General features: G+C 52.1%; 19 protein-coding genes. 7 read left to right on the top strand and 12 right to left on the bottom strand.

Features of this window, described 5'->3' with window-relative positions:
• Positions 1-1,901 precede the first annotated feature (1,901 nt).
• The 6 genes from JHD59_RS18785 to JHD59_RS18760 all read left to right on the top strand — a co-directional run bounded on the left by JHD59_RS18785 (position 1,902) and on the right by JHD59_RS18760 (position 10,733).
• Positions 1,902-2,573 carry a DUF3944 domain-containing protein gene (locus JHD59_RS18785; protein WP_199155355.1) on the top strand — a complete coding sequence of 224 codons (672 nt, stop codon included), beginning with the start codon at positions 1,902-1,904 and terminating at the stop codon, positions 2,571-2,573.
• A gap of 10 nt (positions 2,574-2,583) precedes the next feature.
• Entirely contained in the window at positions 2,584-3,435 is an 852-nt protein-coding gene (locus tag JHD59_RS18780; protein WP_199155354.1) for a hypothetical protein, read from the top strand.
• 43 nt (positions 3,436-3,478) lie between these two features.
• Positions 3,479-6,082 (top strand): BREX-1 system phosphatase PglZ type A, encoded by a 2,604-nt coding sequence (pglZ, locus tag JHD59_RS18775; RefSeq protein ID WP_199155353.1) that lies wholly within the window; start codon positions 3,479-3,481, stop codon positions 6,080-6,082.
• 102 nt (positions 6,083-6,184) lie between these two features.
• On the top strand, positions 6,185-7,771 hold the full coding sequence (locus JHD59_RS18770; protein ID WP_199155352.1) for a Fic family protein: 1,587 nt from the start codon (positions 6,185-6,187) through the stop codon (positions 7,769-7,771).
• The gene (gene brxL / locus JHD59_RS18765) at positions 7,737-9,788 is read left to right on the top strand and encodes a protease Lon-related BREX system protein BrxL (protein ID WP_233164394.1); all 2,052 of its coding nucleotides are present in this window, start codon (positions 7,737-7,739) and stop codon (positions 9,786-9,788) included. Before JHD59_RS18770 ends, brxL begins: the two co-directional genes overlap by 35 nt.
• Before the next feature lie 42 nt (positions 9,789-9,830).
• On the top strand, positions 9,831-10,733 hold the full coding sequence (locus JHD59_RS18760; protein ID WP_233164393.1) for a hypothetical protein: 903 nt from the start codon (positions 9,831-9,833) through the stop codon (positions 10,731-10,733).
• 1,013 nt (positions 10,734-11,746) lie between these two features.
• On the opposite strand, the gene JHD59_RS18755 is transcribed toward JHD59_RS18760, so the two are convergent.
• Positions 11,747-12,586 carry a hypothetical protein gene (locus JHD59_RS18755; RefSeq protein WP_199155351.1) on the bottom strand — a complete coding sequence of 280 codons (840 nt, stop codon included), beginning with the start codon at positions 12,584-12,586 and terminating at the stop codon, positions 11,747-11,749.
• Between the two features lie 792 nt (positions 12,587-13,378).
• Here JHD59_RS18755 and JHD59_RS18750 point away from each other — a divergent pair.
• Positions 13,379-14,080 carry a hypothetical protein gene (locus JHD59_RS18750; RefSeq protein WP_199155350.1) on the top strand — a complete coding sequence of 234 codons (702 nt, stop codon included), beginning with the start codon at positions 13,379-13,381 and terminating at the stop codon, positions 14,078-14,080.
• Positions 14,081-14,354: 274 nt separating this feature from the next.
• On the opposite strand, the gene JHD59_RS18745 is transcribed toward JHD59_RS18750, so the two are convergent.
• The 11 genes from JHD59_RS18745 to JHD59_RS18700 all read right to left on the bottom strand — a co-directional run.
• Positions 14,355-14,681 carry a helix-turn-helix transcriptional regulator gene (locus JHD59_RS18745; protein WP_199155349.1) on the bottom strand — a complete coding sequence of 109 codons (327 nt, stop codon included), beginning with the start codon at positions 14,679-14,681 and terminating at the stop codon, positions 14,355-14,357.
• Positions 14,682-14,772: 91 nt separating this feature from the next.
• Positions 14,773-15,123, bottom strand: coding sequence for a hypothetical protein (locus JHD59_RS18740; RefSeq protein WP_199155348.1), 351 nt, complete (start codon positions 15,121-15,123; stop codon positions 14,773-14,775).
• A 416-nt stretch (positions 15,124-15,539) separates the two neighbouring features.
• A complete protein-coding gene (locus JHD59_RS18735) occupies positions 15,540-15,893 on the bottom strand; it encodes a hypothetical protein (RefSeq protein ID WP_199155347.1) in 354 nt (117 codons plus the stop codon).
• A 587-nt stretch (positions 15,894-16,480) separates the two neighbouring features.
• Positions 16,481-16,717: a helix-turn-helix transcriptional regulator gene (locus JHD59_RS18730; RefSeq protein WP_199155346.1), complete on the bottom strand. Its 237-nt coding sequence runs from the start codon at positions 16,715-16,717 to the stop codon at positions 16,481-16,483.
• Between the two features lie 32 nt (positions 16,718-16,749).
• Positions 16,750-17,013 carry a hypothetical protein gene (locus JHD59_RS22885; protein ID WP_233164392.1) on the bottom strand — a complete coding sequence of 88 codons (264 nt, stop codon included), beginning with the start codon at positions 17,011-17,013 and terminating at the stop codon, positions 16,750-16,752.
• Between the two features lie 1,501 nt (positions 17,014-18,514).
• Positions 18,515-19,156: a hypothetical protein gene (locus tag JHD59_RS18725; RefSeq protein ID WP_199155345.1), complete on the bottom strand. Its 642-nt coding sequence runs from the start codon at positions 19,154-19,156 to the stop codon at positions 18,515-18,517.
• A gap of 86 nt (positions 19,157-19,242) precedes the next feature.
• Positions 19,243-19,560 (bottom strand): hypothetical protein, encoded by a 318-nt coding sequence (locus tag JHD59_RS18720; protein ID WP_199155344.1) that lies wholly within the window; start codon positions 19,558-19,560, stop codon positions 19,243-19,245.
• A gap of 126 nt (positions 19,561-19,686) precedes the next feature.
• Positions 19,687-20,487, bottom strand: coding sequence for a hypothetical protein (locus JHD59_RS18715; RefSeq protein WP_199155343.1), 801 nt, complete (start codon positions 20,485-20,487; stop codon positions 19,687-19,689).
• Positions 20,488-21,191: 704 nt separating this feature from the next.
• Positions 21,192-21,491, bottom strand: coding sequence for a hypothetical protein (locus tag JHD59_RS18710; RefSeq protein WP_199155342.1), 300 nt, complete (start codon positions 21,489-21,491; stop codon positions 21,192-21,194).
• Positions 21,491-22,210, bottom strand: coding sequence for a hypothetical protein (locus JHD59_RS18705; protein ID WP_199155341.1), 720 nt, complete (start codon positions 22,208-22,210; stop codon positions 21,491-21,493). Before JHD59_RS18705 ends, JHD59_RS18710 begins: the two co-directional genes overlap by 1 nt.
• A 61-nt stretch (positions 22,211-22,271) precedes the next feature.
• Positions 22,272-23,033, bottom strand: a 762-nt coding sequence (locus JHD59_RS18700) for a hypothetical protein (protein ID WP_233164391.1), incomplete at its 5' end; no start/stop codon positions are given.

Raw genomic sequence — 23,033 nt, 5'->3', positions numbered from 1 at the left:
CCCCCCCCCCCCCCCCCCCCCCCCCCCCCCCCCCCCCCCCCCCCCCCCCCCCCCCCCCCCCCCCCCCCCCCCCCCCCCCCCCCCCCCCCCCCCCCCCCCACCCCCCCCCCCCCCCCCCCCCCCCCCCACCTCCGTGCTGTCGTCGGCAGCGTCAGATGTGTATAAGAGACAGCCCTGGATACGAAAATCAGGCCATAAAAACTCTTGAAGCAATAAAGAATTCAACATGCGAATGGCTATATATTTCAAAGCCAGACAGCTTCAAGGAAATCCCTGGCAACCCAATTGCATATTGGATTAGTGAAAAAGCAATTTCAACATTTTCAGAATCATATCAACTAGGTGAAAAAACAACAATAAAACAAGGCATGACATCTGGCAACAATTCTCTATATCTAAAATTATGGCACGAAATTGACCTGGATAAATTTAGCATCAAGAATGGAAAAAAATGGTTCCCATTTAACAAGGGAGGTAACTATAGAAGATGGTATGGAAATCATGAATATGTCGTTGATTATGAAAACAATGGAGAAAAAATAAAACTCGATGCTGCCACCGGTAAAAACCCAGGCTTCAGACATGACGGGAAAGAATACTATTTCAAAGAAGGAGTAACATGGTCAGCGATTTCAAGCTCTTACTTCTCAACTAGACTAACACCTGCTGGCTTTATTTTTGGCAATGCAGGACCCACGGCATTCTCAGATGAGAACGAAACTTACTTCATACTCGGCTTAACCAATTCAAAACTGGTAAACTACTACACTAAAATATTCAGTCCGACGCTCAATTTTGAAATTGGTGACATAAGCAAGATACCCGTCTTAAAAGAAATAAATTCAGCAATTTATACCAAAATTATTACCACATCAATAAAATTAGTAGATGTTGCTAAAAGCGACTGGGATAACTATGAGCACTCTTGGAATTTCACTTCAAGCCCTATAATAAAAGCAAGAAATACATTAATCGAAAATTCATTTTTAACATGGAGCGAATTAAATAAAGAAAACATATTAAAAATGAAACATAGTGAAGAAGAAAACAACAAATACCTAGTCGAACTATACGATTTAAAAGATGATATTTCTACTGATGTTCCATTAGAACATATAACACTTACCCACTCAGACCGCGAGAAGGACATGCAACGTTTGGTGTCTTACGCCATCGGCTGCATGATGGGTCGTTACAGTCTGGATGAGCCTGGCTTGATCTACGCCCATGCGGGTAATGAAGGCTTTGACCCTGCACGCTATGCCACCTTCCCGGCGGACGCGGACGGCATCGTGCCGGTATCCGATATGGCCTGGTTTACTGATGATGCGACCGCACGGGTGATAGAGTTTATCGAGGCGGTATGGGGCAAGGAAACTCTGGTAGAAAACCTGGCCTGGCTGGCGGAAAGCCTGGGGCAGAAAGCCGACGAAAGCCCGGAGGAGTCCTTGCGCCGCTACATCTCCGGCAGCTTCTTCAAGGACCACTGCCAGACCTACAAGAAGCGCCCGATTTACTGGCTGTTCTCCAGCGGCAAGCAAAAGGCTTTCGAGGCACTGGTCTACCTGCACCGCTACAACGAGGGCACACTATCGCGCATGCGCGCCGAATACGTGGTGCCACTCACAGGCAAGATGGCCGAGCGTATCAAGCTGCTGGAGGAGGATGCCGACAAGGCCAGCTCCGCCCCTGCTCGCAAGGCCATTGACAAGGAAATCACCAAGCTGAAGAAGAAGCTGGAAGAACTGCGCCTTTACGACGAAAAACTGCGCCACTACGCCGACATGCGCATCAGCCTAGATCTGGACGACGGCGTAAAGGTGAACTACGGCAAGTTTGGTGACCTGCTGGATGGGGTAAAAGCCATTACTGGCGGTAGCGGAGACGAGTGAGACCTAGACATGAAACTAAGCAATTTCGGATTGAGCGATCTCGAAATCAAGTTCCGGGAAGACCCCGACCTTAATGTGCTGCAGTATGCCAGCAATGCAGACCTGCACACGCTGGTAAAGTATCTGACGCGGGACAAAAATGGCACTCTGCGCCCATCCCAGCAGTTGCTGAACCAGCCTCGTTTCAAAGCTGCAGGTGACAAGCTGAACCAAGTTTGGGATCTGATTGCGGCAGAACTGCAACTGTATGGCGGTAACACCGTGTCAAACCTGCTCCGCCGCCGGACAGGTGTGACTTACCGTGAAATCGTAATGGATGTTTGCGTCAGCCAGAACATCAAGGTTAAAGCGAGCGATTCCATTTTTGATCTGGAATCACAGCTGATTGAAGGGCTGATTGGCAAGCTGTGGGACAAGCTCACCCCAGAACAGCGTAAAGATTTTTTCGATACCATTACATCGAATATTACCAATAAGGATCAAGCCCTGGCAGATCGGATCATTCAGGCTATCAAGATGAATCCAACCTTGATCTTTGCAACCGCAGCTCTTATTGCAACACCATTTAGCGGTGCACTGCTGTTGGCCTCGATTGGCGGCCCGGCATACGACGTGACCGTGCCCAGCGTGGTTCATATTGCCTACATCCGCAGAACCCTGACTGAAGTCAACCGCTACTAAGACACTCAAAATGGAAACCCTATACCGAATCGTTACAGAAAAGATCAGTCCCGAAGTGCTGGAGGGACTTAATTCCGGAACCATGCGGGTTTCGACTTCTCGTGGAAACGTCTATTGGGCCAAGGGGTCTGGTCATACGGGTATAGTGCAGCAACTTCCCTTTGAGCCAGTGAATATCGAAGACCCAAGCAATTTGCTGCAATCTGCCCAAGCCCTGCAAAAAGGTGCAGTGATGGCCACAGCAATTGGCACCGGAGTCATCCTGGCAGCCATCGTCATTCAGACGGCCTATCTCGCCAAGAAACTGAACAAGCTGCAAAGCACGGTTGACCGTATCTCGCAGGATATTCATTCGCAAAACATCATCTTCTATATGGAGAAGATCACGCATTATTTTGGTCAGGTAGAGGCAGCACGGGATTATCTGGCATCGCCGGATGCGCATGAAGAAGTCAGGGACATCGCCCCCGTCATCCTTGCCGATATGGCCACCGAACGTGCCCAGTTGATGCTGTTTATCAATAACATCATGGAACTGGCCAAGAATTCCGATCACATCAGCCAGGAGCATTACACGCTGATCATCGACTTCGTTGCCATGGCAATGGACTTGATCCCCAAAGGCCTGTTCATCGAGAAAGAGCTGTATGTCTATGCGGAAAAATTTGTGCTCGCCGAGCAAATTTCTACTCAAGGCATCAAGCGCTACATGGCCCTGATCCAGGAATACAAGGACTGGTGCAATAACCAGTTCCGCCTGGCATTAAAGGGGGACAAGCGCGCTGCGCTGTTGACCGAACGGGATCAGACTCTGAAAGCCCTGTTCCAGTCAGAAGAAAATCGCTTGTTGCTGTCCGTCTGATTAACTGTTCCAACCCCGTAACGCCAGCCTGAATCCACCAGCCATGACCTCAAAAGTTAGCATTTCACTGGAATCACAATTCCGCGCCACCCGATTCGTGTTCTGGCATGACACAGAATCACACTACGAGGACGAGGTCGAACAATTTCTACTACCGGATGTGCATAAGGTGCGCGTCGATGAGACCCCTGCACTGGAAATCAAGCTACTGGTGGAACAGGCCCCGGCTGACAGCAAGTGGCTGTTTTACAGCACCCAGCCCGAACCAACGCCGGAGCATGACTGGCTGCTGGATGTGCGCATGCGCGGTCGCGCCTTCCATGCCGACAGCTTGTCCATTCTGATTGCAGACTGGGGCTTGTCCCCTGCCCTGCGGCCCCACCTGCAACAGCGCAGCAAATACCTGGCCGCCAAGGAAAGAGTGGCACGCTTAGGCAAGCTGGTGCTGCCAAGTGACAGTGACGCAGATCTGGATCGCAAGATGATTGCCGCTTCGGTGCGGGCGGATCAGCCGGACTTCTCTTCCATCCTGCTGCGTTTGCTGACTGCGCTGGAGCAGGACGGAAAGGTGGATCTGCACGCCAGCAGCCGCGGCTGGGACGAGCTGGTAGCCATGGAGCTGGAGCTCGCCTTCTGGCAACTGGTGGAGGCGGAAACCGGCTACCGTGAAGAGACACCAAATTTACGCAGCCTGATCATGCACATGCTGGTGAGCGACTTGGCACGCGGCATTCGTGGCGAGCTGCCATTGTCCTTGCAGCACTTCCTGTTGCCAGACCCGGTAAAGGCCGCCACGGTATCGGTGTTTATCAGCCAGTGGCGTGCCAATATCGGGCATTTCGACAGCTATAACGCCATCAGTGCCGAGGTGGCTGAACAGCTCCAACTGGGCCAGGCACTGTCAGGCCTGAACACCGAGGCTCTGCTGGATGCCATGACTTTTGCCGAGGTGGAAAAGCTGATCATTGTCGATTTGCGCAACCGCATTCTGTCGGGGGCGGGTGCTGCGCTGGATACGGTGCGCAATGCTTTCACCCGCCGCCGAGACGGCCATTGGGCCAACCCCAAGCTGGCGGCCAACAGCAAGATTACCAGCGCTCTTGTAGCCTGCTACGAGGCTTTGGAAGCTGCTGCCGACCTGTTTGATCTGCAAGCCCTGCACAAGGGCGGTTTCCGCTTTGCCGATGCCACCACGGCAGCCAATGCTTACCAACAGCAGCTCTTCCGTTTTGACCAGGATTACCGCCACTTCCATTTTGCGGCGAGCCAGGTGGACACCATGGGTTGGCAACTGCTGCACACTTTGCGCGAGCGAGTGGAAGGTCTTTACTCCGATTGGTTCATCCCGCAGCTGTCCACGGCCTGGGGCAAGGTGCTGGAAGGCGATAGCGGCCTGCTGCAACGCTGGCATATTCCCGGCAAGGTGAATCAGGAGCAGTTCTTCCAGCGCGAGGTGCAGTCGCTACTGGAGGGTAATATCAAGCGGGTGTTTGTGGTGATTTCCGATGCCTTCCGCTACGAGGCTGCTGAAGAGCTGTGCCGCAACATCACCAGCCGCAATCGTTTCAAGGCCTCGCTGGACAGCATGCTGGGGGTATTGCCCAGCTACACCTCGCTTGGCATGGCAGCCTTGCTGCCGCACTCGGCGCTGTCCTACAAGCACAATGATCAGTTAGATGTGCTGGTGGATGGCAAACCTACCAGCACTCTGGAACAGCGTAGTGCCATTCTTGCTGCACGAGATGGCCTGGCCATCAAGTGGGAAGCACTGATTGAGCTAGGTAAGGAAAAAGGCCGGGAGCTGGTGCGTAACTACCGCGTAGTGTATGTCTACCACGACCGTATCGACATGCTGGGCGACAAGGCAGCGTCCGAATCCAAGACCTTTGAAGCCGTGCGTGACACCGTGCAGGAACTGGACGAGCTGATTGCTTCGCTGATCAACAATCTGAATGCTTCCACGGTGCTGGTGACCGCGGACCATGGCTTTCTGTATCAGCAATCCAGTGTTGATGCTGCCGACAAGTCCACGCTGGAGGTCAAGCCAGAAGGCATCGTCAAATCGAAAAAACGCTATCTACTGGGCCACAATCTGGGCAAAACCGACAAGGCCTGGTGCGGCAATACCCAGGTAACTGCCAATACCACCACCGAGGGCAGCGTTGATTTCTGGGTGCCCAAGGGTGCCATCCGCTTCCATTTTGCTGGCGGTGCCCAGTTTGTGCATGGCAGCGCCATGCCACAGGAGGTGCTGGTGCCCCTGCTGACGGTAAAGGTGAGTGATTCGGAAAAGGCCAAAACCTCGCAAGTGGGTTTTGCACCGCTGATGCTGACGCAGAAGGTGGTAACCAATATCCAGAAGTTTGAATTCATCCAGACAGAACCGGTTACCGACAAGGTGCTGGCCCGCACCGTGCGTATTTCCCTGCGGGATGGCAATACCCTGATCAGCAATGAGCAGACCGTTACCTTTGATAGCGCCTCGACTTCAATGGAAGATCGCAAGAAGACGGTCATCCTCACCGTGCAGGCAGGTAGCTATGACAAGCTGAAGGATTACTATCTGGTGGGGATGGATCAGGACGGCAAGAGCGAGGTGATCCGCATTGCCTTGAAGATTGACCTGGCACTGGCCAATGAATTCTGAGCAAGCTTCAGGTGATGATTGCAGCGACCAAGCGTCGCTGTAATCATTTTTCCGGTTTTGATCTAGAATCTAAGCGTTTATTCGACAGCGTAAGCGAAAATCATGCCTCACATCGGCTATCAATGGTTGGCCAAACACTATGGGATCACTCCGGTGCATCCCTTTGCCGTGCATAGCGAGATTGGTCGCACACGCAGCACCGTGGTAGCAGATGGCGTGCGCCGTGAAGTATATACCGAGCATTACCAGCCACAGGCCAATCTGGCAGATCAGCTGACCTTCGCCTTCAAGTATGAAGGTATCCATCTGGAGTTTCTCGCCCGGCTTGCACAGGTGCCAGGCGTCAAACAGGCACTGGAGGAATGGATAGCGCGCGAGCCAACCGGTGCCTATGCGCGCCGTGCCGGTTTTTACTACGAATGGCTGACGGGTGAGCAGCTGACCTTTGCCGGGGTCAGCAAAGGCAATTATGTTGACGCCCTTGATGCCGAGCTGTTTGTGACCGGAAGCCCGGTAAATAACGCCCGCTGGCGTGTGCGTGACAATCTGCCGGGCAACCGGGACTTCTGCCCCATCATCTGGCGCAGCCCTGCCGTGCGTGCCGCGGAAAGCTATGACATTCCAGAGCATCTGGCTGCGCTGGAAGCTGATTACGGCATCGACCTGGTGCTACGCAGCACGGTATGGCTGACAGTCAAGGAAAGCCGTGCCAGCTTTCTGATCGAGCGGGAGCAAGAGCAGGAAGACCGCATCCGGCGCTTTGCCGCGGTGATGGAGACCGAGTGCGGCATACACCCCCAGCCACTTGCGCCAGACACGCTATCGGCCCTGCAACGGGCCATTCTGGGGGAGGCCGCCTTGCGTTACGGCCTGCGCCGTTCTCCCGTGTTTGTTGGCCATACCGCACGCTATCAGCAGGTGGTGGACTACATCGGCCCGCACTGGGATGAAACCATCCCGATGCTGCAAGGCTTGGCGCAGTTTCTGGACAAAACCAAGGCAATATCTGCATTGGTGCGTGCAGCAGTAGCCTCCTTCGGCTTTGTTTACATCCACCCCATGGCTGATGGCAATGGCCGGATCTCACGCTTCCTGATCAATGATGTGCTGCGGCGCGATGGCATCTTGCCACCACCACTGATCCTGCCTGTTTCGGCCACCATCACCCATAGCACCTACAACCGTGCCGATTACGACCGGGTGCTGGAAAAATTCTCCCGCCCACTGATGCAGCGCTATGCCAGCCATTACCGTTTTGCGGAGGCGGTGCAGGCTGAAGACGGCGTGGAATACAACTTCCACTTTGATGCTTACCAGGATGCCCTGCCCGCCTGGCGCTACCCGGATCTGACACCCCATGTGGCCTATCTGGCAGACATTGTTGACCAGACACTGACACGGGAAATGCGGCAAGAGGCCCAATTCCTGCATGCCAACGAACAGGCACGGCAAGGAATCAAGCAAGTGCTGGAAGCACCAGATGCCGAGCTGGACGTCATCATCCGTAGCGTGCGGGAAAGCGGTAACCGCATCTCCGGCAAGCTGGGAAAACGCTATCCGCTGCTAGTAGAAAAACCTGCGCTGGCAGCACGAATCATCGACGCTATCTCCCGCGCCTTTGGCGACGACATTGCCGAACCGGCTGGCGATGAGCATGCAAGAACAACTGAAGACAACAATCATGACTGAATCCAACGCTGATCTGGACACCCTGCTCAACCAACAGTTTGCTGGCAAGGTGGTGCGCAAAGACCTGACCAAGATGATCAAGGAAGGTGCCAACGTCCCGGTCTACGTGCTGGAGTATCTGCTGGGCATGTATTGCTCGTCGGATGATCCGCAGATCATCGAAACCGGCCTGGGCAATGTAAAGCGCATCCTGGCGGAAAATTATGTGCGGCCCGACGAGGCCGAGAAGATCAAGTCCAAGATCCGCGAGAGTGGCACCTACAAGGTTATCGACAAGGTGACCGTCAAGCTCAACGAAAAACGGGATAGCTATGAAGCCTTGCTATCCAATCTGGGCGTGAAGAATGCTGAGATATCTGATCGCTTCGTGCGCCAGTTTGAAAAACTGCTGGTGGGTGGCATCTGGTGCATCATTACCGTCCAGTATCTCTTCGAAGAAAACCAGAAAGGCTCGCCCTTCATTGTGACCGACCTCAAGCCTATCCAGATGCCTAATATGGATATGCAAGGGCTGTTTGAGGGACGTAGGGCATTCAGTGATCAACAATGGATTGATGCCTTGATCCGGGCCACAGGCATGGAGCCGGCCTGCTTCAAGGAACGGGCAAAGTGGCACCTGCTGGCACGCATGATTCCGCTGGTGGAGAACAACTACAACTTCTGTGAATTGGGGCCACGCGGCACCGGCAAAAGCCACATCTACAAGGAAATCAGCCCGAACAGTATTCTGGTTTCCGGTGGCCAGACCACAGTAGCCAACCTGTTCTACAACATGAGTAGCCGCAGGGTGGGGCTGGTGGGTCTATGGGATGTGGTGGCCTTCGACGAGGTGGCCGGCATCAACTTCAAAGATCATGACGGCGTTCAGATCATGAAGGACTACATGGCCTCTGGCTCCTTCAGCCGCGGGCGAGACTCCATCAATGCCAGCGCGTCCATGGTGTTTATCGGCAACATTAACCAGTCCGTGGAGTCGCTGGTCAAAACCAGCCACCTTCTGGCCCCCTTTCCGGAGGTGATGATCGACTCCGCCTTCTTCGACCGCTTCCACGCCTATGTGCCTGGCTGGGAAATCCCCAAGATGCGGCCGGAGTTCTTCACTAACCAATACGGCATGATTGTTGACTACCTGGCCGAGTTTCTCCGTGAAATGCGCAAGCGCAACTTTGCCGACGCTATCGACAAGTGGTTCCGCTTGGGTAACAACCTCAATCAGCGCGATACCATTGCCGTTCGACGCACCACGTCCGGCCTGCTGAAGCTGATTGCACCGCATGGTGAATACACCAAGGAAACCGTGCGTAACTGCCTTGAATACGCACTGGAAACCCGCCGTCGAGTGAAGGAGCAGCTGAAGAAGATTGGTGGCATGGAGTTCTACGATGTCCATTTCAGCTACATTGACCTGGAAGATGGACAGGAACGCTTTGTCACCGTGCCGGAGCAATCCGGTGGCGCTCTGATTCCGGAAGGTCGCCTGAACCCAGGCACCCTGCACACCATCAGCATGGGCAAGAGTGAGATGCCAGGCAGCTATCGCCTGGAAATCCAGACCATGGCAGGTGGTGGCAAGCTGTCCGTATCCGGCGCAGCACCCAGAGAACCCGTCAAGATCGCCTTTGACTACTTCAAGGCCAATGCTTCGCGTGTCAGTGCCGGGATCAGGGCTGGAGAAACCGATTTCCACCTGCATTTGGTCGAGCTGCAACATACAGGAGACCCGGAAACGCTCACCCTGGCTAGTTTCATTGCCTTGTGCTCCGCCGCATTGGGCAAGCCGATCCAGCCGCAGATGGTGGTGCTTGGTGACATGAGCCTGGGGGGAACTGTTGTCCAGGTGAGAAACCTTGCAGAAACCCTGCAAGTAGCCTTCGATGCCGGAGGTAAACGGATCTTGCTGCCAATGTCCAGCGTGGTTGATATTCCTAGCGTTCCGGGTGAGTTGTTCGCAAAATTTCAGACCAGCTTCTATTCAGACCCTGTAGACGCCGCCTTCAAGGCCTTGGGAGTGGAGTAATTCCGAAAAGGCAGTCGCCGTAAGTGTAGGAATCAACTCTTTTTGCTAGCCGTTTCAACTGGTTATGACCTGCGCGCCAAGCTGGACTCCCAGGGCTACTACGACGACTTCGAAGTGGACCGGGTGGCCGCGGTGGAAACCAACCCCAAGGCCAAGCAAAGCGACCTAGTCGCCGCTATCGCGCCCGTTGCGGATAGGCTGCTCAAACGCTACGGCGCCGCGCAGCAGGAACGCATCGACGCCCTGGCCCGAGAGGACGAGCCAGCCGCCCAAGCCGCCAAGGACAAACAGGACGCGCTGGTGCTGTTCAAGGGCGATATGGGCGCCTATCTGCGGCTGTATGCCTTCCTGTCGCAGATCTTCGACTACGGCAACACCGACATCGAGAAGCGCTATCTGTTCTACAAGCGCCTGATCCCGCTGCTGGAGTTTGGCCGCGAGCGCGAGACGGTTGACCTGTCCAAGCTGGTGTTGACCCACCACTCCCTGCGCGACAAGGGCCGGCAGCGGCTCAACCTGTCCGAAGGCGAAACGCCCAAGCTGCCGCCTATCGACGCCACCGGCTCCGGCGCGCTGCAGGACAAGGAAAAGGCGCTGCTGGACGAGATCATCGCCAAGGTGAACGGCCTGTTTGAAGGCGAGCTGACCGACGGCGACCAGCTGGTCTACGTGAACGGCGTGATCAAGGGCAAGCTGCTGGAAGACGAGCTGCTGATCGACCAGGCCATGAACAACACCAAGGAGCAGTTCTCCAACTCGCCGGACCTGGCCCAGTCGCTGCTGAACGCCATCATGGACGCACTGGATGCCCACAACAGCATGAGTTCGCAAGCGCTCAACTCCAGCAAGGTGCGGGACGGCATCCGCGACACACTGCTGGGACCGGGCCAGCTGTATGAAATGCTGCGCAAACAGGGAGAAAACCGCCGAGGGGCGCAGCGCTAACACTCTCACGCGGACTGCAAACAAGCCGGGCACCAAGCTGGTGTCTGGCGCCGTCCCTGCCCTCCTTTTCCGGGCCCAGAAACAGCCCATAACGGCCCAAAACAAGCAGGCTGCCCTGTCTGCGTCAAACGAAAATCATGCGCCAAACAGCGTAAAAATGGCCTCTAAAGAGCCCGAGTCATGATCTGGCTACGAGTCGCGGCTCTCCACAGCATTCAACCATCTATCATGCTGGCACCCAAGACAGCGCCTACCGGCAGATTCCTGCTCCCAGCAGATCAAGCTCACGCCCCAAAGCCGCATAAACGGGCTACAGGCGCATCGCATGCGCCACCCCTCCCTCAGGACACCAAGCTCTCCAAAACCCCGCCTATGGGCGTTTAAATGGCTGATCCGAACAAGCGGGACTACCGGTGCCCAAGCCTTCAGCCGTTTGATATGATTTGATATGAACTGGTAGCAATCCAAGTGCATTCAAACCAAATGACATCACCCCAGTTGATATGGATTGAACTGAAAACAAGCGATATCACTTCACATCAGCCCCATCTGATGCCCACCAGTAAGAGAAAAGCGTTTCCAAGAGGAAAGGACATCACCCACATCGGCAGATAACAAAGCACTGGATAGCGTCTATCCTGGTAATCTCTAAGACTTCCGGTATCCAGATGAAACCCTGCTTCCCTCCTCCCGGATACAGTAGAAGAAAAAAGCCTACTGAGACGTCCATCAGAAAGAAGCTCCCCCCATAGAGAAGCTTTTCATAGAGAGAAGAAAGGGATGCATGGGGAAGGCATATCCAATGCATCTGGAAGGCAAGAGAGGCGTAGAAGCAGGGGGAGGGCTACAGAGGTATAAGACTATATTAAGTTAGCGGCGAGTCCACCGCAGCCCCGCCCAGACACCAAGCACAACTCAATCCCTTGTTTTATTTAGAAGCCCCACCCCACTCCACCGGGCCAGGAGCAGGGGTCCCGGCACGTTTTTCCCTCAAATTTTTGACGAACCGGGGCTCAGCCAAGTGGCTGGCCCGTGTTCAAGCGGCTCTGCAACGTGCGGAGCCGATCACGCATCAGCCGGTTCAACTGCGCATTTGAATGACCGAAGTGGAGCGCAGGGGGATGCCCATGCACCCGACGAAAGTCACGCGCTTCTGCATGTCCCATTTCCCGGCGCCGGCCAGGCCGGACCAAACCGCGAATCCCCGGGATTGAGCGTTCCCCAGGGATCTGCTGGGCAAAGTGTTTAGCCAGACTCAAGACATCGAAAGCAACCCATTCTTCCCATGTGTTGATAGGCAATCCAGTGTTCTGCAACGTAACCTCGAACCGGCCGCGGTGCAGCTCGGGTGGCAAGGCGATCGGAAGATTGTCTTTCTGCCCATCAGTAGCCTTCCAATAGGCTCGGTAGGAGATGGGTGATGGCGGACTGCCATAGCGTGGTCGCTGATTCCCCATATAGAGTGTGCCGCCAAGCCTTAACCCATTCAGCATTTGCTCTTTACTCATAGGCCACTCTGTATGAAGAAAAGGCTTTCCATTTCCGCAATTTCCAGCATTAAATACATATCTAACATCCCCAAGCGAGGATTTACAATTTGCCACTAGGTCAACTAAAAATGGAAGGACGATCTGCTTCACCCCCCAAACATCAAATGAAACTTCTATTTTTTTCAAAATGAATTTATCAAACCCCTTTGACCTTTTCTTCTCGATATATCGCCGCTCAACATCTACATGATTCGTATAGTCCGTAATCCTAATCAGTTGGCCATTTTCGTTGCCATCCTGAAACGCTTCAACGTCAACAACATCCACTACAAATTCAAGCTTAGAAAAGATATCTTTATACATATGAATTCACATATTCAAAATTGCCGTAAAGCGGATAGGCAATCAAAATGAACGCCTTTCAAACCTGCTTGCCGCCTTGGTAAGTCAGCACTGACTGATATTATAGTCAGCCGATACTGAAATTTAGCCGAATTTATAATTGATTGATTTTACGGAAGAATATTTTTTTCACATGAGCACTGATTGAGAAAGGATATTAATAAATTGATTTTAATAAACTCAGCATATGGATAGCCCAATCCTCACCACCATCTTGCAACACGATCTGTTGCCCCTCCTTTACTCAATGCCATCGAAGTTCAGTTTCCGGCGCGGCATCGGGTGAACGATTTTTTCTTTTTGAAGACCGGGGCTTCTCGGCGGGCGAGGAAAAGTGCTTTCTTGCTCTTCTGCTGGGTTCGGGCGGGGTCAGGGTTGTTCCGGCGAATGGCGGGTCAGGCGGGGCGTTTCTGGGGCGGGAATTGCGGGTTTGACGGGGCGGTTTCAGGGGAAATTTAGGGGGTGGTCACTCAGCGCGTTTGGAGATGACAACAGGCTGAAACGGAAGGAAAATAGCATTGCAAAACGGCAGGGTTGCTGAGGATGTGAATTTTCCCTTCAATCATGGTCGGCTGCCGGCGCTTTACTCATATGCAGACGACGTGTCTGCATTAACGAAATGGAGTCGCAAATGACGTTCCCGATGACCTTGGGCTTGGTTGGCCTGGTGGTGTGGAAACTGGACCATCTTGGGCGCGACCAAATGCTGCGCGCGGGCTTGCCACTGTGACTGGCACAATTCCTGAGGTGTCGATGCGAGACCTTGAAGCCGAGATCAATAATGTCAAAGACGCGGTGAGGGCCGCCCAAAGCGAAATTGCGCTGGCCATCATGTTCCATGAGACCTGGAAGCCGGCCGCATATGATGAAGACCTACACAAGCGGATGGGGAACTCGTATGCGACTCATTCTTTCCAGATTGTGAGAATGTCACTTCGGCGAGAAATGTTACTCACCCTGCTGCGGCTATGGGACACCAACACCCAATCGCTTAGGATGACCGCTATTGCAGAGAAGTTGCGGGACAAGAAGTTCTTCGATGCCCTCGTTGCCGATCGCGCACGAGGCACTGGGCTTGCGTCCACCGGGGTAGTCCCTGCCATGCGGGAAGCACTGCAACCCGAGAAGGACGCAGCGTTGAAATTGGTTGGGAAATACAAGGACGGCGCAGGGAAGCCCGTATTGGAGAACCTGCGGACGCTGCGCAATGAGCGCCTGGCACATCGCCAGATTGCCCCTGCAAGCCCCAACATGGCAGATGCTACGGACGAAGAAATCGAAGGCTTCTATAACGACAGTTTGGAGCTGGTGCGGCTTCTTCTCAGTCTGATACTGGCAACAGCCTTTGATCTCCAAGACGCCGCCAAGGTCTATCGGCATCATGCTACGTTCTTTTGGGCGAACGCACGCGGCGAAAGAACGCCAGGGCATCCCAACTATCGCCAGCCGGGCTAGATGTGGCGTCTCGGCCAATTGCAATTATTGTGAGCGCACAAGCATCAAACGCGAGCGGCTACAGATAACCGCTTGGTGCCCGCGCTGATGGCGATTGCCGGCAAGATGATGTAAGCGAAAAGGCCGCCATCTAGGCGTAATGCCGTTTACTTAAGAGAAAAGCACCGTCTCCGTGCATGGGAAACGGTGCTTTTTTTGTGGATTCCTGTGCTCTCAAGGCCAGAAAAGTCGCCCGAAAATCCTTAAGTGAACGGCATTAGCCATCTAGGCGGCCTTATTTCTCAGTGCCTGGAGATGGCCTGACAATCCCATTTAACAGGGTGAGAATAGCGGCCCTTGTCCCGGTGTCGGCTGCACGAAATAACCTCAGCAGCTCCTGCTCGTAGCCGGACAGCGCCTGGTCTGTGTAATGCCCGGTCAGAACATACTGTATATTGGCGCCGGCCAGGGCGAACCCGAGCAGCGGCTCGCCACCCGGCAGTGCGTCGCCCTTTTCGTATCTTCCCCACATCTCTCGGCTTACTCCTGCTTGGTCGGCGGCTGCTTGCTGCGTCAGCTTGAGTCGTTTGCGCTCTTCCCTCAGCCGATCACTAATTGACATTTCATTCTCCATGATTGCGGGACTTTTCGGAGGCGAGTCTATCACCGGACTAGCGGGGAAAAGAAAAGCCCCGAGTCGGGGGCTTTCATGCTTAGGACGTATAAGTAAGCCCGGAGATTAGGGCTGCTCGGTGTCTCGACATTCCCAAATCTACATTGCGTCCCTTGATGGCCTCGTCTAGCGCGTCAGCAAATGGCTTCTCGCATTCGTCTAGGACGACATGGATATCATCGTTGGTCATGCGAATCAGCACCGCCGACAACGGATCATCATCAACGCTCGGCATCCCGTCAATCATGATGTGCGCGTGAATTCTTTGGTAGGAAGCAATATTCCGCACGTTAATCCCCAGAGTGCAGGGTCGGGCTTCGATGTGCAGCTGGGTATCGTCCTCATACTGTAGATACGGGGCATATTCCCAGCGTTCGATGGTTAAAAACATATTCGCGCCTCCAGGGCTATTGATCGGAGTGGCTAGAATACATGACGCAGGAATAGCTCCCAAAAATTTCAATCTCGATTGACGAAATCGACCAGTTGCTGCGGTGACATGGAACCCACCCTATCCGCAGCGTTGTAAAAGGCCGACTTGATGGCCCGGCCGGCGGCGTCTAGGGTGTAGACCTTCCGAGTGCTGATTTTCACTGCGGCGACGCCGGTAATGGCGCCACCTCGTTAGGCGTGCGGGTCTGATGGGGTCGGCCCCACCAACGACAACCCAACCCGTTGACTACCCCGAGCAGTGCTGCGCATGAGGTTTATTCTGCAGGGCGGGCGCAGGCAAAGAACAAGCCCCAGACTGTGCCGAGGCTTGCGCTGTTTGTAGTGGTTTGTTTAGCTTGCGACCAGACCACCATGCTAATCCCGAATGGCTGCATGACGGAAGCGGGCGGACGTGGGCCCCAAACTGACCTTCCGGTGCGACTCGGGCGAACTCGGTCTGTAGCGGCTTTTCTGAAGATGCGTCAAAGCGGTAGCAGAGGCAGTTTTTAAGACAGTATTGAGGATGGCAAGCATTTCATCATTGACGGATAGCGCTGCAGCCTGGGCCTGCGCGTCCGCTTTGTCTGCGCTCGCTGCCGCCGCACGCGCTCTACGCATCTGCCAAACCCGGCGCTGCGCAATGAACGCGACGATAGCGCCGATGCCCAGTGCAGACCCGAAGAAGATGTGGAACAGGTCCATGAAGGTCAGTTGTGCAATCACGTTCATTACGCTCCCGCTTACTTTCGTCCGCCATCCCTGAGAATAGAATAGCGACCACTTAAAACCCTGCATAGAAGAGGGCTATCTCCAACAGTAGCGCCCCCGAGTCCCCCAGCGGCATCTTCAATTGAAATTTGCCGGTCATGTCTCGCAGAATCACCGTGATTGCCGCCGCTAGTGTAGCGTTGTAGAACGCCGATTTGATGGCGCGACCGGTGACATCCAGGCTACGTGGACAATTCCGGCGCTGATCTCCACTGCGTAAACGCCGGTGACGGCGCTCCAATAGCCCGGCATCACGATGATGGTTGCAGGCTGGTTCACTGCCACGTCCTCCTCAACGTGCGCGCTTTCAATTCAATGAAGGATCAGCGGGTCCAGCCGGAGGCTCGCATCGCGCAAACATCGCCTAACCCCAAAAAAAATTCAAAACTGATGAGACCGAAGGATAAGCTATTTGACGATTAGCCAAGTTTTTAAATGAACAAATGGATGGAAAGGAGGACCATTATTGGAAAAACAAGGCAGCAATGGATACAGGACAGCGCTAATTTTCTAAGACTTCGCTGCTAGATAACGAAACTCCTGAATCATCAAAAATCAAGCTGTGACACATGAATGCCCATAGCGACAGCAATTATCTGGATAACGTAGTCAGATTTTTGCTGAGTGGACTCCCATCGACGATAATCAACCACCTCGATATCTAATCGCTCAGCCATCTCCACTTCTGTGAATCCAAGATACTCTCGCCAAGCCTTAACTGGCGCCGCACCATCAACAACGGCTTGGATAACCCGGTGTGGGATATGAAATTGACTTTCACCCATTTCATTATTCATATCTTTGTGAGTAGTCAGACTCAATTACTACGACGAGAAAGAAATACTGATACACGATGATGGCGAAGAGATCGCAACGGATTGCGACTGACCATACGCTTTGTCGCTATTTTTTTGCGACCGATTCCAACGCCAGGGGAAGCCTCATTAAGACATGAGTTTTTCACTTCTCTTTGACACTGTTTTCGGGCCAAACGGACTTTGAAAGAAACAAAAACAGTCAGTGCCACAGCACTTCCGCCCACGATAGCCGCCACTCCCATAAACAGCTGGTAAAAAGTCATCACTCAACCCTCAATGTTGGATTGACCCCATCCTTCTTAGATCTAGAAAACCAAGCATAAAAATCAAATTCGCCACAGCACATCATTCACTAGCAGCCTGCCTTGAAAGACATCCGATGACCGCTCCCAATCGATCAGCCCCTCGAAAATAATGATGAATTAATCTACCTTACCTGAAGGGTAGTTTACAAAAAACTGGGGAAATTTGATTACTGCGACAAATGCTGGTTCAGCTATTGTATGACCGCGAGGAAGCACAATCAACGTGGTTTCGCCTGCAGCGGGCAATTCAGGAGCGACCGCTCAGCGTGGCCACCTCGCTTGCTTGCAGCTGTCAGGCCATATCACTTCGATCACGGCAGCATCCTCAAGGAGATGCAACCCACCTTGAGAAGTAGCTGCAGCGCCTAGTCAAATACATGAACGGCATGCACCACCCGCAGCCAACAACGATACTTGAAGAGAAGAAACACCGCAGGACAAAGGAAGGTTTTACAAGAATCCGACTCTTCCAGTAGAAGGACGCAAAAAGGGCATTAGGAATAAGAAATTTATACTTATATTTTTTATTCTTTATTTTATTGAAGGCCCTAGGTATGGGGAGCCAACAACTCACCTAAGGGTTTTCCCATTGAGATCGGGAAGTCCCTTAGTTGAGCGGCATGGCACAGTGACTAAACTCCTAGTTCACGGTTCCTTCCTCTTACAGTCATGATTATATCAGCGAGGGGAGATCAAAGAGGTCAGCCAATCTCCCCAGCCTAGTGCTCCGGCTCATGACACTCTCTTTCGAGAGCAACTCTACCGTAGAACTTCCGCACATCCATCTAGTTCACCCCGCCATTAATTTGACAGAGCTACGTTACTGTCCGACCGTTTGATTACACCGTGAAAACAGTAACGGCTACGGCGGCAACACCCCCCCAGCTCCGGCAATCCTATCATAACTGACTGATATTGCAAGTTCGCCCCAAAGCCGGTGATACCCACCTAGTCTTGGCACCATTTGGCACCTATAATCGCAGCAACAAACATTCTGATTCGCAATAGCGTAAATCCCCCTATGGAAGCTACAGAAAAGGGCTATAACGCACAATGACAACACCGGACATGGACAGGTAGCATCGCAACAGAAAAATGCGCCAAACCCGTCATAAACAGGCAATAAAGAATCAGCACGGAAGATAATCGGACTTGCCTTCCATACAAAGCCGAGCATGCGGATAGCACAACCATCGATATAAGCCGATTCGATCCAGCGAGGTTACTGCATTGAGCGGCTGGTAGGATGGATTGCGGGTATTGCGCCGGCATGGGACGCCGGCTAACATATTGCAGAGGGCGAGAAATGAACCAGACCGTTCCGCCGGCGCATCACGGTTCATGGAAGGGCACCACCAAGAGCGGAGTTGGTGCTAGTGCGAAACCCCTCTACCCTTACTCACAAGTGACCGGTGAGCAACCCGTAATACAGTAGATTATCGTTCCTGTTAACCGCGATCTAAAGAGCGAACTTGTAGACGTTATCGCCCTCGACGAAGGTTGCATTGCGCACGATGCCCGTTTCGACAAACCCACCGCCCTTGATCGCATACTCGATAAACGTCACACCAACAGGCGCGTCGTTGCCGTTCTGGTAGCGGTATTCCACCTTGTCGAAGGTGGGTTGCCCAGCCTTCATGCGAACGCCCAGACAAGACGCGAAGAGGGTCGGGAGCTTCCACGCCTGGCGCTGCTTACCCTGTTTGATGAGGTAAACCGACTTGTGACGCGCGGCCGTGCCGGACGCCGATGGAGGAGTGTCTTCTATGCATGCCCATGTGCCGGCAAAAAACACCACGGAACTTCGATCAAGATCACCGGCGTAAACACTTGCACCTGGAAAAGCCTTCACAGTGCGCTCCGACAGGATTTTCCCATCGAGCTTGATTCGGCCATCACGAAGCTCAACAGTGTGCGACCAGCCGGCATCTCTTCCCCTCCAGCCGAAGATAACGCCGTCTGTGCCTACCTCGCTGAATGGCTCAAGGTCATGGCCGTTGCCGCTGAACAGCCGGCCAGGCTGCATAGTGTAGTAGGCCTCGTAACCATAAAAAAGATCGCCTGCCTGCACCGTAAGAGGCAGACAAAAGACGATCCACATCCGTTTTATCATATGCCAACTCAAGCCTTCGATGAAGATATGGCCTCTTTTATAACAGCCGCTAAAAACCCAGCCTGAAATTAATTTCAGCCAATCACCTTCGCTTTAATTCTTAATTTAATTTTATTTAAGACAAACCTCAGAACAGCCAATAAAATGCCGCACCCCAAACAAACTGCACCCATATACCCCAGAAAAAACGACAACCATTCCCAACCTGGCAAGTTTGATGGAATAAGCGGAGCTGGTATAATAAGAGAAATAAACGCAGAAGCGATTAAAACAACAGGAATACCGAAATAAATAAAAATATCAAACTTAGTCAACCTCAACTCACCCCTCATTAAAGTGAGCATAAAATAAATTAACTGTGGCAAGAAGCTCCACTTAACATCAAACATCATATCCAACCTCCTATAATATGCAAATCAATCCACCGAACAACACAGCCGCCATAATTAACAAAACTTCAATCAACAGCGAATTCACAAAGGAATTAGCAGCGTAATGCCATAAGGCATCCAAACATATCAACCTTCGCGCTTCATGTAGACATAGAACCAGTTGCTGGGAACTGCCGCAGCCTCGTCGTATTGAGCCTTCTTAACTCCAAAGACAACAGACACTTTTACTCCACTCCGAACGGTCGAGTATCTATAATAAGCGTAGTTAGCGCCATTATCGTTTGAATTGACGAATTTTTTGTAGTCATGTCTTGTAGAGAAATTAATTGCTTCTGTGCCAGAAGCCAAGTCGTCCCTGAAGAATCTCTTTTCTGGCTTTAATTTTAATGTTTCGACATCTGCAGATGTGAAGTTGGTATAAATAGTTACGTCATTAGCATCCACCATCGAGATGTCGGCATATTCCCATGGGGACTTTTCATCTGCTCGTTCAATGTGACCAAGATATGATCCCGCAATACCGTTTACCCCCATGGATGGGGGCTTAATGATAAAGGTGTAATACAGAAAAGCACCAGTGACTGGTGCAAGAGATAATTTTGGGACTGAGTATTTGACAACTATATTTTCATTGTGCTTTTCAATATCATCTACCGATACATCGCCACTTAATATTCTTATATTTTCCTCCATGAACGACAGTAGATTTTTCCTCTCAACCTCATTGAGCTTCTTTTTGGTTGCATTTTCATTTATAAAATCAGTGTAGTTTTTATATACACCTGTCTCATCTGTTATTCCATGAATTACTTTGGGTTCATTTTCTTGTTCTGGCAAGTTCGTTTTAACAGCTACGAAGATTAATAGTGATATTGCTGCTATTGAGGCGGCCGCGTATAGCTTCTTCTTTTTCGTGAGCTTCACCATCTTTGCTCCCATGGCCAGACCATATTGACTGGGAGTTGCCACAATACATGATCCGGCACGTAATCACTTTTCTCAGACTCTTGGTCGAAGCCCCACTTGCTTTTATCAATTATCGGATCAGGCTATAAGCAGGATATTTGTCGGCCACGACCGTAATTCAATTCCATTTTTTCCTATTTTCACACAGCTCAATTTCGTGATATCCATATTTGTTTCGAATATCCTCACGGAATACACAAGAGCTCACTACCATATCGTTGGCAATTTGAGAGTTACCAAAAACGCATTCGCCTTTGGGGATACTCGGCCAGTCGACGGCAATAATATCTATGCGCTTCTTGCGCAGGTGAAAATTTGTAAAACATTCTAGTAACGCTTTCCTGCCGCTACATCAGCTCTATATTCTTTGCCCTTGGCGTGCATTTTCTCGTATAGGTCTCGGTGATAATGATTCGATACAAGCACCTGGGCCTGGGAACCAAGCATTTCGGCATGCCCTTCCCCACCGTCGTTGCACGGTGGGAACACCGACATGCAAGCCAAGACTAAGCAGGGCCTCAAAAACCTCATTTTTCAAAATGGCGACGTAACAAAATCAATAAGTTACGAGGCGATTCTCGCAAAAAGGAGGGCTCTAGGTGCCCTAAAATTGCTAGATCCACGTTAGCTATGCGACACTCCAAACACGCTGCGACTCTGCCCGCTCAGCTCCAGGCTTGGTAATTCTTCAAGTCCCGGTATTTTCGCAAAAGCTGCTTGACGGCCGGGTCGTGTGGATACCGCCTCTGCAAGACGGGATACAGGGCTTTGGCCCGGCCGCAGCTCTCGTTCATGCCCCGCTTGATTTCGGCCTTGTTCTCATCAGGCAGATCCACATCCCACTCGCCGGCCAGATGAACGCAGACTTCGGCCTCTGCCTTGAAGCTCTGCAAGTCCGCATCTGTGTGTTTGGCAGCCAGGCTGGCTGGCGCCAAAAGCACGAGAAAGATGGCACCGAGCCGCATCAACTTTCGCGTTTCATGTAGATGTCGAACCAGTTGCGGGGGAATTCCGCACTCTCGTCATATTGATCCTCAAGGACGCCGAACACCACGGTAAGAGGAATAGAGTTTCTTGTTGTGGTGAATTTATAGAAGACGAAGTTGGCGGCATTATCGCCAGATTCTGAAAACTTCTTGTAATCCGTTGATTGGTAGAAATCTAAAGCCCGCCTCCCCGACTTGAGGTCGGACAGGAAGAACTTCTCGGAAAATTTCAGACCAAGTCTATCAAATACTTTTTGATCGTATTTTGTCAGGGTCGGTATATTCTTGCCATTTCTTAGAGAAATATAGCTATATTCCCACGGCGTGCTTTCACCCTTTCTCTCTATTGAGCTAAAAAAATCCCCCACTATACCTTTTGAAGTTGGCGATGGCTTTGCCACGACAAACGTATATCGCATATCGGCAACCGTGACAGGAACTGTAGGTAATTTTGGGACAAAGTATTCAAACTGCACGTTTGGGTCACGTTCAATCACATCCATATCAGAGACCGCGCCCACCAGTATATCCATATTTTTGGAAATGAAGCTCTCTAAGTTATCCCTCTCGATGGAATTGAAGACCTTCTTGCTCATTCCATCATTCGTGAAAGGAACATACTCTGTTATCGCGCCACTCTGATCTCGAATCTGATTAACGATTTTTATAGATTGGCTATTGCTGCTTGTATTATTCATGACTACCACTCCTAAAAGCACGGCGCACATTACTGGCAGAATCAGTATGAGTGATCTCTTTTTACTCATCAGTAGTCTTCTTCATTGGCCAAGATGCCGGATATAAAGAGGGGTCAGGTTCTGTTCCGGGGTAGTCATTTGAATTCGACATCAACTCCTGCCATTTCCCTCTATTCTCTGGCAGCACAACCTCTCCATTTGGAAACTTGTTGTGGATTGCCTCATAAAAAGCATATGGGTTCACATAGTCCTCTTTTGTCGGGATAGGGGTGCCGATCGGACTGGCGCCCGCAGGAACACCCGGCCAACCAGCCGCGATGATGTCCCTCGCGCTTCTGGCGCAGGTGAAATTCTTGAAGATATTGTAATAGCGCTTGCCGGCCAGGACGTCGTTACGATACTCCTTACCCTTGGCAAACATCTTCTCATATTGAGACTCGGTGATAATGAGCCTATACAAACGGGTTAAGCCGGGGATCTTATACTCCGGTGTTCCCTTCCCCATCATTCTTTCAGCCGTCGAGGCGCCGACATGTGGGCCAAGGCTAAAAAAGAACGTAACCTTCAGATTCTTGGTCAGATACATGAAGGTGTGACCTGGGTCTTCTAGGACGTAGTGAACTTTCTTTGTCACGCCAAATTCAATTGGCGTTTCACGATAGACCGGATTATTGACCTCAAACCCTATCACGAGGACATACACATCATCACGGTGCTCGACTACCGCATTCATTTCTTTTGGCTGAGTCTTTGCCGTCGTTGTCTTTGGTTGAGCCATAGCCATTAATCTTCCAAACTGTTTCCCATTGCACCGAGGTCTAAA

The organism is Chromobacterium sp. ASV23, assembly GCF_016428945.1.
Classification (GTDB): domain Bacteria; phylum Pseudomonadota; class Gammaproteobacteria; order Burkholderiales; family Chromobacteriaceae; genus Chromobacterium; species Chromobacterium sinusclupearum.
This window is presented reverse-complemented; position numbering and strand designations above follow the sequence as displayed.